Below are 15,629 nucleotides of genomic sequence, written 5' to 3'. Positions count from 1 at the left end.
ATGGAATTCACGATCCAACACTTTATCGCGCTTGCGCCGCTGCTGATCACCAGCCTCACCATTGTGGTGGTGATGCTGGCGATCGCCTGGCGCCGCAATCACTCGCAAACGTTCCTGCTGTCCTGTGCCGGTTTGAACCTGGCCCTGCTGTCGATTATCCCGGCACTCAAGGTTGCGCCACTGGCGGTCACCCCGCTGATGATGATCGATGACTTCGCGCTGCTGTACATCGCTTTGATCCTGGTCGCCACACTGGCGTGCGTGACCCTCGCCCACGCCTACCTCGGCGAAGGCGGCACGGGCTACCCGGGCAACAAGGAAGAGCTGTACCTGCTGATCCTGCTGGCTGCGGCCGGCGGTATCGTGCTGGTCAGCGCGCAGCACCTGGCCGGCTTGTTCATCGGCCTGGAACTGCTGTCGATCCCGACTTACGGCCTGGTGGCCTACGCCTTCTTCAACAAGCGTTCCCTGGAAGCCGGCATCAAGTACATGGTGCTGTCGGCCGCCGGTTCCGCGTTCCTGTTGTTCGGTATGGCCCTGCTTTATGCAGAAGCCGGCAGCCTGAGCTTCACCGGTATCGGTCACGCCCTGGCCACCACCAGCATGCCTGCGCCGATTGCCCAACTGGGCCTGGCGATGATGCTGATCGGCCTGGCGTTCAAGCTGTCCTTGGTGCCTTTCCACCTGTGGACCCCGGACGTGTACGAAGGCGCCCCGGCGCCGGTGGCTGCGTTCCTGGCCACGGCCTCCAAGGTTGCGGTGTTTGCGGTGATGGTGCGTCTGTTCCAGATCTCGCCTGCTGCCAACACCGGCGTGCTGAGCAACGTGCTGACCGTGATCGCCATTGCGTCGATCCTGTTCGGTAACCTGCTGGCATTGACGCAGAACAACCTCAAGCGTCTGCTCGGTTATTCGTCCATCGCCCACTTCGGCTACCTGCTGATCGCCCTGGTGGCGAGCAAAGGCCTGGCCGTGGAAGCCATGGGTGTGTACCTGGTCACCTACGTGATCACCAGCCTCGGCGCGTTCGGCGTGATCACGCTGATGTCCTCGCCGTTCAAAGGCCGTGACGCCGACGCCCTGTACGAATACCGCGGCCTGTTCTGGCGCCGTCCGTACCTGACCGCCGTGCTCACGGTGATGATGCTGTCGCTGGCCGGTATTCCGCTGACCGCAGGCTTTATCGGTAAGTTCTACATCGTTGCTACGGGTGTTGAAGCGCACGAATGGTGGTTGGTTGCGTCCCTGGTACTGGGCAGCGCCATCGGCGTGTTCTACTACCTGCGCGTGATGGTCACCCTGTACTTGATCGAGCCAAACCTGCGCCGTGTGGACGCTGAGCTGCACTGGGAACAGAAAGCCGGTGGCGTGATGCTGCTGGCGATCGCCCTGCTCGCCTTCTTCCTGGGTGTGTACCCACAACCGTTGCTCACCCTGGTGCAGCACGCGGTACTGGGCGTTTGATCGCTTAGGTCTATGCAGTAAACAGAACGGCGCCTTCGGGCGCCGTTTTGCGTTTTGGGGGAATGTGTTGGGCGAGGTGTCTGGAGTTCTTGGTACATGTCCGGTATTTGGGTTAGGGCTGGTATGGGTTCCGCCCTGACGGCGGGTCACTTTGGAAAAGCCCCAAAGTAACCAAAGGGCTCTTGCCCCACCACTCGGCACCTCGCCTGGGCTCGGTGTGCCCTCACTCCGGCTTGAATCCGTGGGCCGCCGTGACGGGCCATCCATGGCCCAACACGGCTAACCCGGCGTCCTGCCGGGTTACCCACGGATTCAAACCTGCGTTCGGCCAGCGTGGTTTAACGGGGCGCCTAAGATCAAAGTCAAAAGCAGATCAAGATCAAAAGCAGAGCACGGCGGCCTGGTAGCCGACCTGAGTGGTTGGATCAAAAGCAAAGCCGAGGCGGCCTGACAGCCGACCTGATCTTGGAAGCTGAACTCAATCAAATGTGGGAGCTGGCTTGCCTGCGATGGCATCAACTCGGCGTACCTGATGTATCGAGTTGCCTGCATCGCAGGCAAGCCAGCTCCCACAGAAAAACAGAGCACAGCCGTTTGGCGGCTGTACCCAGTTGGAGTGGTTGGATCAAAAGCACAGCCAAGGCGGCCTGGCAGCCGGCCTGATCCCGAGAGCTGAACTCAATCAAAGGTGGGAGCTGGCTTGCCTGCGATGGCATCAACTCGGTGTACCTGATGGACCGAGTTGTCTACATCGCAGGCAAGCCAGCTCCCACAGAAAAACAGTGCACAGCCGTCTGGCGGCTGTACCCTGTTGGAGTGGTTAGATCAAAAGCACAGCCAAGGCGGCCTGGCAGCCGACCTGATCCTGGAAGCTGAACTCAATCAAAGGTGGGAGCTGGCTTGCCTGCGATGGCATCAACCCGGTGGGCCTGATAGACCGAGTTGCCTGCATCGCAGGCAAGCCAGCTCCCACAGAAAACAGAGCACAGCCGTCTGGCGGCTGAAACCGGTTGGAGTGTTTAGATCAAAAGCACAGCCAAGGCGGCCTGGCAGCCGACCTGATTCTGGAGGCTGAACTCAATCAAAGGTGGGAGCTGGCTTGCCTGCGATGGCATCAATTCGGTGTACCTGATGTCCCGAGTTGCCTGCATCGCAGGCAAGCCAGCTCCCACAGAAAGACAGAGCATCGCCGTCTGTCGGCTGTACCCGGTTGGAGTGGTTGGATCAAAAGCCCAGCCGCGGCGGCCTGAGCCTCCAATCGTGGCCCGAGACGCCCCGTGCCCCCAGCCATGGAGCGTGCCCTAACGAGGCTGCAACAGCAGCGCCACCAACGCACTCCAGCCAGTTTGATGCGAGGCGCCCAGACCGCGTCCGGTCTCCCCGTGAAAATACTCATGGAACAGCACCAGGTCGCGACTGGCCGGGTCCGCTTCCAACTGCGCATACCCCGCCATCGACGGACGCAGCCCGTCCTCATCCCTCAGGAACAATCGCGTCAGACGCTGACTGAGGCCGTCTGCAACTTCTTCAAGGGACGCCAGATATCCACTCCCCGTCGGGTACTCCACCGAGAAGTTATCCGCGTAGTAGCGATGAAACTCGCGCAACGATTCGATCAGCATGTAGTTCACCGGCATCCACAAGGGCCCGCGCCAGTTCGAATTGCCGCCGTACAACCGTGAGTCCGACTCGCCCGGCTGGTAACGCGCGCACAAGGTGTCGCCATTCATCTTCAGCGCCAGTGGCTCTTGGGCAAACGCCTTGGACAAGGACCGCACACCAAAGCCTGATAGAAACTCCTGGTCATCCAGCATGCGGCGCAACAAATCCTTGGTCCGTTCGCCACGCAACAGCGCCAGCAACAGGCGATTGCCCTGCCCCGGCTCGTTCCAGCGCGACACCAACTTGGCCAAGTCCGGCCGGTGATGCATGAACCCCAGCAGCCGCTCACGCAAGCCTTCCAGGCCTTCATGTTCGCGCTGCTCCAGCACCAGCACGGCAAACAATGGCATCAGGCCGACGATGGAACGCAAGCGCACCGGCTCGTTCTGGCCGTCGGGGCGGTGCAGCACATCGTAGAAGAACAGGTCCTGCTCATCCCACAGCCCTTCGGCGCTGTCGTCGACGCGGTTGATGGCGCCGGCGATGTACAGGAAGTGCTCGAAAAACTTCACCGCAATATCGACGTACACGACATTGCGCTTTGCCAGCTCCAGCCCGATCCGCATCAGGTCCAGCGCGTAGGCCGCGACCCACGCCGTGCCGTCGGCCTGATCCAGTTGGTAACCCGGCGGCAAGGTCGCCGAGCGGTCGAACAAGGCAATGTTGTCCAGGCCCAGGAACCCGCCCTGGAACAGGTTGCGGCCCTCGGCGTCCTTGCGATTGACCCACCAGGAAAAATTCAGCAGCAGCTTGTGGAAAATCCGCTCCAGAAAATCCATGTCGCCGACACCCGTCAACGCCTTGTCCTGCTGATACACCCGCCAACTGGCCCAGGCATGCACCGGCGGGTTGGCATCGTCAAAACGCCATTCATACGCCGGCAGTTGGCCGTTGGGGTGCATGAAGCGGTCCTTCACCAACAGCAACAATTGCTGCTTGGCGTACCCGGGATCAATCAGCGCAATCGCCACCGCCTGGAAGCCCTGGTCCCAGGAGGCGTACCACGGGTATTCCCAGGTGTCGGGCATGGAGAGGATGTCGAAGTTGGACAGGTGCCGCCAATGGGTATTACGGATGTGCAGGCGCTCGGGCGGCGGCGCCGGCTGGGCAGGGTCGCCGTCGAGCCACTGGTTCACGTCGAAATAGTAGAGCTGTTTGGACCACAGCAAACCCGCCAGGGCCTGGCGCTGCACATTGCGCGCATCCTCCTCGCTGATGCCGTGTTGCAAGGCCGCGTAGAACTGATCGGCCTCCTCGCGGCGCTGTTCGAACAGCTTGCGCGCGTTGATCTGCGGCGCATCGGTGGGCGCAAACCGCAGGTACAGGCTTTTACTTTCAAGGCCCGCCAGTTCGAGGATGAAACGCGCGGCGACCTTGGTGCCCGCATCGCGGCGAATCGCCGACTGCACGCCATCGACCACGTAATCGTTGATGCCATCCTTGAACGGCCCGGGTGCCGGTTGCCCGTCCAGGCGCTGATAGTTGCTCTCGTTTTCACAGAACAACCACTCCACCCCGTCCTGGCCCCAGGCGCTGAGGTGGCGATCGGAAAGTTCATGATGACGGGCCAGCACCTGTTCGCCGTCCAGGCGCAACTGCGGCTTGGGCGCATCCAGGGTCCAGCTCCAGTCATTGCGCGCCCACACCTGGGGCAACACCTGCAGGCGCGTCGGCTGGTCCGAGCGGTTATGCACGGTGACGCGCATGAAAATATCGTCGGGCTGATGCTTGGCGTATTCGACGCTGACATCGCAGTAGCGGTTGTCTTCGAACACGCCCGTGTCGAGGATTTCGTACTCGGCATCCGCAAGCCCACGGCGCGCGTTCTCGGTGGTCAGGTCGGCGTAGGGAAAGGCCGCATGCGGGTATTTGTAGAGCATGCGCATGTAGGCATGACTGGGTACGCCGTCGACGAAAAAGTACAGCTCCTTGACGTCTTCACCGTGGTTGCCCTCGGCGTTATTCAAGCCGAACAACCGCTCCTTGAGGATCGTGTCGCGCTCGTTCCACAGAGCCAGGCCCAGGCACCAGCGTTGCGCCTTGTCGCTGAAACCGGCCAGGCCATCTTCGCCCCAGCGATAGGCGCGGCTGCGCGCGTGGTCATGCGGGAAGTAGGCCCAGGCATCGCCGTCTGCGCTGTAGTCTTCGCGCACCGTGCCCCATTGGCGTTCACTCAAGTACGGGCCCCACTCGCGCCAATGCTCGGCCTCTGGCGTCGCCAGGCGTTGGCCTTCAATCGTTTCAAGGATGTTGGTTACGGGTGTGGCCGTCATTGGGTCCTCCATCACTGACACAGTGACGGGCAGTGTAGAACCCATCCCCGCTCGGATGCACATGAAGTCTCATCCACCCCGGCAAAAAAAAGAGGCCGCTGATCAGGCGGCCTCGGTTTTTTCAACGCGGTAAACGTGCGAGCGTGCTTAGAAGATCGCGTAGGTGTAGTTGAAGATCAGGCGGGTTTGATCCTGATCCGCGGTGCCGGTGTTGTGACCGTGATAAGTACCGGTCCGGAAGGTGGTGCCGAAGCCTTTGAGCGGGCCTGCCTGCACGACGTAATCCAGGCGGAAGTCGGTTTCATTTTCTTTCTGGTCAGGGCCGCCGGCGACTTTGGACTTGATGTCCGTACCGTCCAGGTAAGCCACCGAAGCTTTCAGGCCGGGTACGTAGGCCTTGAAGTCATACGAATACTGACCAAAGTTAACTTGCTCGCCCGCACGGGAGAACTGGCCAACCACGGCGTCGGTGAACAGGTAGAAGTCGCTGCCGCCCGCGCCTTGTTGCTGTGGGTCGGCGAGGCTGCCCTGGTTGACCCAGACGAAGCCGCCGTCGTCGCTCACGCCGATGTGGCCGAGCATCAGGCTGCTGCCGCCCAGTTGGTAGGTGAACGCGGCGCTGTAGGTTTTGTTGTCCACCTCGCCAGCATGCTTGGCGTAGCCACCATTGTTGTTGAACGCGTAGCCGCTTTCGCCATTCTTGCCGTCGCTGGTGCTGTCGAAGTAGCGCAGGTCAGTCTTGAACGATTGGTCATTGCCCAACGGCAACACGTGGACCAGGCCGAAATAGTTCTGTTTGTAGAAGTCTTGCAGGTTGGCGTAGTAGTACTGCAGCGTCAGGTTTTTCGCGATGGCGTTGTCGGACGAGCCGAACGGTTTGTAGTCCACACCACCGAACTTGAAGCTGTCGCTGTCGCGCGTACCGCCAGCCACACTCAGGCCCGTGGAGTTACTGGACGCACGGCCTTCGGTCTTGTTCAGCTCACCGCCGGTGAAGGTCACGTTCGGAATGTCGCTGGAGGTGAGGATGCCGCCGTCAAAGGTCTGTGGCGCAACACGGCTGTCGTTGGAGACCAGAATAGGAAGCACCGGGGCCAAACCACCGCCGACGTGCAACTCGGTCTGGGAAATACGGAATTTCACGTTGCCGGCGGCGCGACCGAAACTGTCGGCCGGTTCGGTGCCGTTGTTCTTGGTCGGGAAGAAGCTGTTGCCGTTCCCCGCCAGCCCTGGGCCTGCGGCGTGGCCATCGCCACCATCAAGACGCAAGGCGCCGAACGCCATGACGTCGAAACCGACACCAAGGGTGCCTTGGGTGTAGCCAGATTTGTAGTCAAAGCGCAGCAATGTCGCAGCTTCGCGCAGATCGTTGCTGGTCCCCGAGCGGTTGTCTGCGCTGTAGTACATGGTCCGCGAACTGATGGCGGCGTGGCTGTCTTCAAGAAAGCCACTGTGACCTGTGCCCGTGCCCAGAGAACCGAGCCCGAAGTCATCAGCGCAGGCGTGTTGCGCGAGCAATGCAGCGGTGATGGATAACGCCAGTGTAGAAATTTTCATGTGTGACAGCCCCTAAACATTTTTTTATGTGCGTTGTGTGCAAAACGGCGTTTTCATCCCTACAAACGTGACGATTGTTTCATGAGGACCGGGGCGCACCTCGTGAAGAATTTGTTAGAAAAGTGCCGGTGAAAATGAAATTTCGCCGCCAGCGTTTTTTGTCATATTCACGTCATCTCATTCATTTGCAGAATGAAGTCCAGAGGATTCTTCGTTTGCAACACTGGCTCAAGCTCAACAAAATCCAGCGATAGGCCAAGTTCACGCCCCTAGCCATCAGGAATTTTTCTATGCCAACCACCGCACATGTCAGCCCCGACGACATCCGTAAAGGCTTTTCCAAAGCCATGTCCGGCATGTACCGAGATGAAGTTCCGCTGTACGGGGCGCTAATGGCGCTGGTGGCCGAGACCAATACCCGGGTGTTGGCCAGTGATTCCGGGCTTTCCCGGCAGTTGCAGCTCACGGGTGAAATCGAGCGTCTGGACATGGAACGCCACGGCGCCATTCGCCTGGGCACAGCCATGGAACTGGCAACCATCCGCCGCCTCTTTGCCGTGATGGGCATGCAACCGGTGGGCTACTACGACCTGACGCCCGCTGGCGTGCCGGTGCATTCCACTGCCTTTCGCGCCGTGCATGAACGCTCACTGCAAGCCAGCCCGTTCCGTGTATTTACCTCACTGCTGCGCTTGGAACTGATTGAAAACCCTGAGCTGCGCGCCTTTGCCGAAAACGCCCTGGCCCAACGCAACATCTTCACCCCTGGCGCCTTGGCGTTGATCGAGCAAGCGGAACGCGACGGCGGCCTCAACGCCGACGACGCCGAGGCATTTATTCGCCAAGCCCTGGAAACCTTTCGCTGGCACCACACCGCCACCGTCACCGGCGCGCAATACCAGCAACTGAGCGACCAGCATCGCCTGATCGCCGACGTGGTCGCGTTCAAGGGCCCGCACATTAATCACCTGACCCCGCGCACCCTCGACATCGACCAGGTGCAGGCCGCCATGCCCGGCAAAGGCATCACCCCCAAGGCCGTGATCGAAGGGCCGCCGCGTCGCCACTGCCCGATCCTGCTACGCCAGACCAGCTTCAAGGCGCTGGACGAGCCGATCGCCTTCACCGACGCGAAGGGCAGCCACAGCGCGCGCTTCGGCGAAATCGAACAACGCGGCGTCGCGCTGACGCCCAAAGGCCGCGCCCTGTACGACCAGCTGCTGAACGCTGCGCGTGACGAACTGGGCGCCTTTCCGAACGAGGCCAACGCCGCGCGTTATGTGCAGTTGATGGCGCAGCACTTCAAGGCATTCCCCGATAACCACACCCAGATGCGCGAGCAAGGGCTGGCGTACTTTCGCTATTTCGTGACCGAGCAAGGCCTGGCGGCGCGCGGCCAAGCCAATCAACCGGACACACTCCAGGCGCGGATTGCTGCGGGCCATGTGGACGTGGAACCGCTGGTGTATGAGGATTTTCTGCCGGTGAGTGCGGCGGGGATCTTTCAGTCCAATCTTGGGGATGCGGCGCAGAGTCACTATGCGGCGAATTCGAACCAGGCCGAATTCGAGAAAGCACTGGGCTGCCGAACGATTGATGAGCTGAAGCTGTACAGCGAGACGCAACAGCGCTCGATGGATGAATGCATCCAGGCGCTGCAGGCATGAAATGAAAGTGCCCACCCGGCTCACCAGCGCAATCCTTGCGCCGCAACAGTCCCCAGAGCCGGGTGGGCGGTGCGCATGATAGACAGTGAAAAGCGCTCTGTCCCTCAGACAATTCTGAACAAATATGTCCGCGCCCTGTAGGAGCGCGGACTGCAACTACACCAACTGCTGCACAATCTTGTCTTTGACCAAAAGGCGCTTCTTCTTCAGTTTTTCCAGTTCTTCGTCAGCCCCGCCTGAAGACTCGAAAGCCAGCACCTCCTTGTCGGCGGCGTCGTATTGCTCGAGCAGCGTGTTCAAACGGTCATCGCCCCTCCTGCGTTCGTGAACGACTTCCTTGGTCAAACCCAGATCCTGATACAGGTCGTGTTTCACTGGCATGGAGTACCTCCGCAAGTTGATCAATGGCCTACGCGTTTGAAGCTAGCCCATTGCGGGGGGTCTTGTCATGTCCCGGGTCATTACATCCCCGTTCGTCGTAATGCGGGCGATGCGATCAAACCTTTGCCACGCCCTGCCCTCCACTGTAGATCGCCACCCGAGGGAGAACGGTTTCATGAATCACGCTGCCACTGCTGTCGACACCCAATGCATCAACACGATTCGCACCCTGGCCATGGATGCCGTGCAGAAGGCCAACTCCGGCCACCCCGGCACGCCGATGGGCCTGGCGCCAGTGGGCTACACGCTGTGGAGCCGCTTCCTGCGGTATCACCCGCAGCATCCCGACTGGCCTAACCGCGACCGTTTTGTGTTGTCAGTGGGGCACGCGTCGATGCTGCTGTATTCGCTGCTGCACCTGGCCGGTGTGGTGGAGATCGATGCTCAAGGCAAGCGCTCCGGCCAGCCGGCAATCAGCCTGGACGATATCAAGCAGTTCCGGCAGATGAGTTCCAAGACCCCGGGCCATCCCGAGTACCGCATGACCACCGGCGTTGAAACCACCACCGGCCCCCTTGGCCAGGGTTGCGCCAACAGTGTCGGCATGGCCATGGCCGAGCGTTGGCTGGGCCAGCGTTTCAACCGCGATGGCACCGTGCTGTTCGATTACAGCGTCTACACCCTGTGCGGCGACGGCGACATGATGGAAGGCATCAGCAGCGAAGCGGCCTCGATTGCCGGGCACCTGAAGCTGGACAACCTGTGCTGGATCTACGACAACAACACCATCAGCATCGAGGGCCATACCGAACTGGCGTTCAGTGAGGATGTGATCAAGCGCTTCCAGGCCTACGGCTGGCACACTCTGCACGTCACCGATGCCAACGACTTGCAAGCCTTGAGCAGCGCCCTGGAAACGTTCAAGGCCAACACCGGCGCACCGACCCTCATTGTGGTCGACAGCGTGATCGGCTACGGCTCGCCACACAAACACAACACCGCCGCCGCCCATGGCGAACCGCTGGGTGCCGATGAGATCCGGCTGACCAAGGCGGCCTACGGCTGGCCCGAGGATTCCAGCTTCCTGGTGCCCGACGAGGTCCGCACCGTGCTGCGCGATGCGCTGCTTGAGCGCAGCCAGCCGCAGTATGAAGAATGGACCCGCCACTTGTCGCAGCTGGAACAGTACGAACCGGAACTGGCGGATGAACTGCGCCGCATGCGCGCGGGCGAAATGCCCGAGCACTGGCAGGATGAACTGCCCAGCTTCGACACCGACGCCAAAGGCGTCGCCAGCCGTGCAGCCGGTGGCGAGGTATTGAATGCCTTTGCCCAACAGATTCCGTGGCTGCTTGGCGGCTCTGCAGACTTGTCGCCCTCGACCAAGACCAACCTGACCTTTGATGGCGCCGGGCGTTTCAGTGCCGATGATTACAGCGGGCGCAACCTGCACTTCGGCATCCGCGAGCACGCCATGGGCGCGATTGCCAATGGCATGGCGCTGTCGTACCTGCGCCCCTACACCTCGACCTTCCTGGTGTTCAGCGACTACATGAAACCGCCGATCCGCCTGGCGGCGATCATGGAATTGCCGGTGGTGTTTGTGTTTACCCACGACTCCATTGGCGTTGGCGAAGATGGGCCGACGCACCAGCCCATCGAGCACCTGACACAATTGCGCGCAACGCCAGGGCTGCTGACCCTGCGACCCGGCGACGCCAATGAAACCCTGGAACTGTGGAAGGTCGCGCTGGCGCAGACCCATCGGCCAAGTTGCGTGGTGCTGTCGCGTCAAGCGCTGCCGACCCTGGATCGTACGAAATACGCACCGGCGTCCGGTGCGGCCAAGGGCGCTTATGTCCTGGCGGGCGCGGACAACCCTGAAGTCCTGCTGTTGGCGACGGGCAGTGAAGTCAGCCTGGCGGTTGCGGCTTATGAGCAGTTGAAAAGCGAAGGCATTGCCGCGCAAGTGGTGTCGATGCCCAGCTGGGAACTGTTTGAAGAACAGGACCAGGCGTACCGCGACAGCGTGTTGCCACCGGCGGTGAAAGCCCGGGTCGTCGTGGAACAAGCCGGCCCGCTGGGGTGGGACCGTTACGTCGGGCAGACCGGCGCGAAAGTGGTGATGAGCACCTTTGGCGCCTCGGCGCCGTTGGCCAAGTTGCAGGAAAAGTTTGGGTTTACCACAGAGAATGTGGTGAAGCTGGCGAAGGAACAGCTGGCTAAATCCTGATAAAAAAATGCGCAAGCGGGCTGGCCCGCTTGCGCATTTCGACCTGATGGGCAGTTAAGTCAGTTCTCGTACCAGAAACGGCGCAGTGCGGCTGACCTTGCTTTTGGCCACCTTCTGCGGCGTGCCACTGGCTACCACCTTCCCGCCCTGCGTGCCGGCCCCCGGCCCGATATCGATCACCCAGTCACTCTGCGCCACGACGCGCATCTCGTGCTCTACCACCACCACCGTGTGCCCCGCCTCGACCAGATGATTCAGCTGGCTGAGCAAGCGGTCCACATCACGTGGGTGTAACCCGGTGGTGGGTTCGTCCAAGACATACAGCGTGGCGCCTCGTGCATTGCGTTGCAGCTCGGTCGCCAGCTTGATGCGCTGCGCCTCACCGCCGGACAGCTCGGTGGCCGGCTGGCCCAACCGCAAATACCCCAGGCCAATATCGCGCAACACCTGCAACGAGCGCAGCACCCCAGGCTGCTCGGCAAACACCTCCACCGCCTGCTCCACCGTCAGCCCCAGCACTTGAGCAATGCTCAACCCCTGCCATTTGATCGCCAGGGTCTCAGGGTTGTAACGCGCACCGTGACAAGTCGGGCACGGCGCATACACGCTCGGCATGAACAGCAACTCGACACTCACAAATCCCTCTCCCTCGCAATTGGGGCAGCGGCCCTTGGCGACGTTGAAGGAGAACTGCCCGGCGTCATAGTGGCGCTTCTTCGCCGCCGGTGTGGCGGCGAACAGTTTGCGCACGTTGTCGAACAGCCCGGTGTAGGTCGCAAGGTTGGAGCGCGGCGTTCGGCCGATGGGTTTCTGGTCTACCTGTACCAGGCGCCGGATCGACTCCAGACCCGCACTGATACGCCCGCCGCTGGTTTGCGGGGTGTCGTCTTCCAGGCTGGGTTCTTCGTCGGCTTCCACCACACGGCCCAACCCCGCGCCCACCAGTTCCAGCAGCGCCTGGCTGACCAGGCTGGATTTGCCCGAGCCCGAAATACCCGTCACCGCCGTAAAGCACCCCAGTGGGAAGTCCACGCTCAGGTCATTGAGGTTGTTGCGCGTCACGCCTTCGAGCTTCAACCAACCGGTGGGCTCACGGCGCGACTGGCTCGGCGGGCGCCGCTCGGCGAACAGATATTCCCGCGTCTGCGACGCCTCGATATCCGCCAGGCCCGCGGGCGGGCCGCTGTACAGTACTTGCCCGCCATGCTCGCCGGCAGCCGGCCCCACGTCGATCAGCCAGTCGGCGCGGCGCATGGTTTCCAGGTCGTGCTCAACCACAAACAGCGAATTGCCTGCGGCTTTCAAGCGCTCCAGCGCGGTGAACAACGCTTCGCCATCCGCCGGGTGCAGACCCGCCGACGGTTCATCCAGCACATAGATCACCCCGAACAACTGCGAGCCCAATTGCGTGGCCAGGCGCAGGCGCTGCAGCTCGCCGGATGACAACGTCGGCGTACTGCGCTCCAGGGACAGGTAACCCAGGCCCAGCTCGATCAGGGTGCTCACGCGCTCAAGCAAATCTTCGGCGATGCGCTGGGCGGCCAGGCGTTTTTCCACCGACAGTTTCATCTTGTCCTGCCCCGCCGCGACCGGCCGCAGCAACTCCGCCAACTGCGACAGCGAGAGTTGCGACAACTCACCGATATCCACCCCGGCGAATTTCACCGACAGCGCCGCCCGGGTCAGGCGTTTACCCTCGCACAACGGGCAGGCGCTGCCCTGCATGAACTGCGAGACGCGCTTTTTCATCAGCGCACTCTGGGTGTGGGTGAAGGTGTGCAGGATATAGCGCCGCGCGCCGCTGAAGGTGCCCTGGTAACTGGGTTCGAGCTTGCGCTTCAAGGCCGCGCGGGTCTGTTCGGGCGTGAAGCCTGCGTACACCGGCACGGTCGGGGTTTCTTCGGTGAACAGGATCCAGTCGCGCTGTTTTTTCGGCAGGTCGCGCCAGGGAATGTCCACGTCATAGCCGAGCGTCACAAGGATGTCGCGCAGGTTCTGCCCTTGCCACGCCAACGGCCACGACGCCACCGCACGCTGGCGGATGGTCAACGACGGATCGGGCACCATCAGCGCCTCGGTCACCTCATACACCCGGCCCAGGCCATGGCACTGCGGGCACGCGCCCTGGGGCAGGTTCGGCGAAAAGTCCTCGGCGTACAGCATGGCCTGGCCCGGCGGATAACTGCCGGCACGCGAGTACAACATGCGGATCAGGCTCGACAAGGTCGTGACGCTGCCCACCGAAGAGCGCGCACTCGGCGTGCCGCGCTGCTGCTGCAGGGCCACGGCCGGCGGCAGACCCTCGATGGAATCCACATCCGGCACGCCGACCTGATCGATCAGGCGCCGTGCGTAAGGTGCTACCGATTCGAAATAACGACGCTGGGCTTCGGCGTACACCGTGGAAAACGCCAGGGATGATTTGCCGGAGCCCGAGACGCCAGTGAACACCACCAGGGCGTCCCGCGGAATGTCGACATCGACGTTACGCAAGTTATGTTCGCGAGCGCCGCGCACTTGCACAAAGCCAAGGTGCTGGCCGGTGACAGGAGGGATGTTGCGCTGTGAAGTCATGAAAGACCTTATCGGACAGTGAGCACGCTGCGCACCCGTTGTGTCAGGGATTCGGGGCTGTAGGGCTTGCTCAGCAGATGAATGTCGGGGCTCAGCAGGTGATTGCTGGAAAGAATGTCGCGCGTGTGTCCGGAGGTAAACAGCACCGCCACCGGCGGTACCTGGGCGCGAGCCCAGTCGGCCAGGTCCGTACTTTTGACCCGACCGGGCATCACCACGTCGGTAAAAATCAGGTCCGGCTGCACGCCGCCCTGCAGCGCTTGCATCGCGCGGTCGCCGTCTTCGGCGGTGAGCACGGTGTAGCCCGACTGCTCGAGCAATTCCACCACCGTCACCCGTACATCAACGTTGTCCTCGACCACCAGAATGGTTTCCTGGCCACCCGCGTGCGGCACAGCCTCAACGGGGTGGCTGTCCGGGTCCTCGGCGCCGAGGCTGCGCGGAAAGTACATCTGCACCACCGTGCCCTTGCCCTCCTCGCTCCACACCTCGACATGGCCGCCGCTTTGCCGCACGAAACCAAACACCATGCTCAGGCCAAGGCCGGTGCCATGGCCTTCACGCTTGGTGGTAAAGAACGGTTCGAATACCCGCGCCAGGACCGCCGGCGACATGCCCACGCCAATATCCGTGACGGCCAGGCGCACATATTCGCCAGGCAGGACGCTCTTGCCCACGCAGTCGTCGGGGTTGAGGATGATGTTATCGCCGGTGATGCGGATCACGCCCTCGCCTTGCATTGCATCGCGGGCATTGATCGCCAGGTTGAGCAAGGCGTTTTCCAACTGGTTGCGGTCGACATTGATGCACCAGGAATCCTGCGGCAATTGCACATCGATATGGATGGTTTCGCCCAACGCCCGCTGCAGTAATTCACCCAAACCTGCGTAGATGCGCTGGGGGTTGTAAACAGCCGGCGACAACGGTTGGCGTCGAGCAAAGGCCAGCAGTTGCGACGACAGTTTGGCGCCGCGCTCCACCGCTGCGATGGCGGCCGTGACACGGCGCTGTACCTGGGCATTCTCGGGTTCGTGCCGGGCCAGCAGGTGCAGGTTGCCGGCGATCACTTGCAGCAGGTTATTGAAGTCGTGGGCCACGCCACCGGTCAGGCCGCCGATGGCTTCGAGTTTTTGCGACTGACGCAATTGCGCTTCGGCCGAGGAGCGCGCCTGCACTTCGGCCGCCACGCGTTGCTCCAGGTTATGCGTCAATTCCTGGCGCAAGCGTTCGGAGTTCACGTGGGCGGTGGTCTCCACCACAATCGCGAGCACACCCGCCGGTTGTTGGTCGTCGCCGGCGACGGGGCTGTAGTAAAGATCCATCCAGACATCTTCCGGCTTGCCATTGCGCAGCAGCACCAGTTCCTTGTTGTTGAACGATAACGTGCCGCCCGCCAAACAGGTGTCCACCACATGCCGGTTGAACTCGGCCACTTCCGGCCAGCCCAGCTCCACGGGCGTGCCCAACAGATACGGATGCCGGCCGCCGGCAAATACCGAGTAGCTGTCGTTGTAGATCATGTACCCCGGCCGCCCCCACAGCATCACCATCGGCATCGGGGATGCCAGTAGCATCTGCACGGCGCTGACCAGACTCTTCGGCCAGGCGTGGATCGGGCCGAGGTCAGTGGTCGACCAGTCAAAGGCGCGGATCCGCTGGGCCATTTCACCGCCCCAGCCTTCGCAGCCATGGGTGTTGGATAAAAAAAACATCTATGGGCTCTTGGCGAAGAGAAGAATGGATGAGTGATGCAGTTGCGCTGATAAAAACTTGGAGCCTGACTGCAATAATTCGTTTCATTGCATATAGCTTATCCGA

8 protein-coding genes are annotated in these 15,629 nt (G+C 61.6%); 3 read left to right on the top strand and 5 right to left on the bottom strand.

Annotation, left to right across the window (positions count from 1 at the left end; translation table 11 throughout):
- A complete protein-coding gene (nuoN, locus tag AC19YS_RS27440) occupies positions 1–1,464 on the top strand; it encodes an NADH-quinone oxidoreductase subunit NuoN (protein WP_106579876.1) in 1,464 nt (487 codons plus the stop codon).
- Positions 1,465–2,765: 1,301 nt separating this feature from the next.
- On the opposite strand, the gene AC19YS_RS27435 is transcribed toward nuoN, so the two are convergent.
- Both AC19YS_RS27435 and AC19YS_RS27430 read right to left on the bottom strand, forming a co-directional pair.
- The gene (locus AC19YS_RS27435; RefSeq protein WP_500603089.1) at positions 2,766–5,399 is read right to left on the bottom strand and encodes an MGH1-like glycoside hydrolase domain-containing protein; all 2,634 of its coding nucleotides are present in this window, start codon (positions 5,397–5,399) and stop codon (positions 2,766–2,768) included.
- A 147-nt stretch (positions 5,400–5,546) separates the two neighbouring features.
- Entirely contained in the window at positions 5,547–6,956 is a 1,410-nt protein-coding gene (locus tag AC19YS_RS27430; protein WP_500603087.1) for an OprD family outer membrane porin, read from the bottom strand.
- A gap of 290 nt (positions 6,957–7,246) precedes the next feature.
- Here AC19YS_RS27430 and hglS point away from each other — a divergent pair, with 290 nt between their 5' ends.
- Positions 7,247–8,623 carry a 2-oxoadipate dioxygenase/decarboxylase HglS gene (gene hglS / locus AC19YS_RS27425; RefSeq protein ID WP_500603086.1) on the top strand — a complete coding sequence of 459 codons (1,377 nt, stop codon included), beginning with the start codon at positions 7,247–7,249 and terminating at the stop codon, positions 8,621–8,623.
- Between the two features lie 156 nt (positions 8,624–8,779).
- On the opposite strand, the gene AC19YS_RS27420 is transcribed toward hglS, so the two are convergent.
- On the bottom strand, positions 8,780–9,004 hold the full coding sequence (locus AC19YS_RS27420) for a DUF465 domain-containing protein (RefSeq protein WP_106579897.1): 225 nt from the start codon (positions 9,002–9,004) through the stop codon (positions 8,780–8,782).
- Positions 9,005–9,179: 175 nt separating this feature from the next.
- Between AC19YS_RS27420 and tkt the strand changes: the two genes are divergently transcribed.
- Positions 9,180–11,237, top strand: coding sequence for a transketolase (tkt, locus tag AC19YS_RS27415; RefSeq protein WP_124417872.1), 2,058 nt, complete (start codon positions 9,180–9,182; stop codon positions 11,235–11,237).
- 54 nt (positions 11,238–11,291) lie between these two features.
- Here tkt and uvrA read toward each other — a convergent pair whose 3' ends face one another.
- Together uvrA and AC19YS_RS27405 are read right to left on the bottom strand one after the other, a co-directional pair.
- Complete coding sequence (gene uvrA, locus AC19YS_RS27410; protein ID WP_500603085.1) at positions 11,292–13,811, bottom strand: excinuclease ABC subunit UvrA; 2,520 nt, start codon at positions 13,809–13,811, stop codon at positions 11,292–11,294.
- An 8-nt stretch (positions 13,812–13,819) separates the two neighbouring features.
- Positions 13,820–15,523, bottom strand: coding sequence for an ATP-binding protein (locus AC19YS_RS27405; RefSeq protein ID WP_200623618.1), 1,704 nt, complete (start codon positions 15,521–15,523; stop codon positions 13,820–13,822).
- Positions 15,524–15,629 lie beyond the last annotated feature (106 nt).

The sequence above is a fragment of the Pseudomonas sp. MF08831 genome, from assembly GCF_059862645.1.
The sequence above is the reverse complement of the archived record's forward strand: the minus strand, read 5'-3'. Positions and strand labels throughout refer to the sequence as shown.

Coding starts and splice junctions, on each gene's coding strand:
- nuoN (WP_106579876.1), top strand. CDS start 1: ATGGAATTCACGATCCAACACTTTATCGCGCTTGCGCCGCTGCTGATC.
- AC19YS_RS27435 (WP_500603089.1), bottom strand. CDS start 5,399: ATGACGGCCACACCCGTAACCAACATCCTTGAAACGATTGAAGGCCAA.
- AC19YS_RS27430 (WP_500603087.1), bottom strand. CDS start 6,956: ATGAAAATTTCTACACTGGCGTTATCCATCACCGCTGCATTGCTCGCG.
- hglS (WP_500603086.1), top strand. CDS start 7,247: ATGCCAACCACCGCACATGTCAGCCCCGACGACATCCGTAAAGGCTTT.
- AC19YS_RS27420 (WP_106579897.1), bottom strand. CDS start 9,004: ATGCCAGTGAAACACGACCTGTATCAGGATCTGGGTTTGACCAAGGAA.
- tkt (WP_124417872.1), top strand. CDS start 9,180: ATGAATCACGCTGCCACTGCTGTCGACACCCAATGCATCAACACGATT.
- uvrA (WP_500603085.1), bottom strand. CDS start 13,811: ATGACTTCACAGCGCAACATCCCTCCTGTCACCGGCCAGCACCTTGGC.
- AC19YS_RS27405 (WP_200623618.1), bottom strand. CDS start 15,523: ATGTTTTTTTTATCCAACACCCATGGCTGCGAAGGCTGGGGCGGTGAA.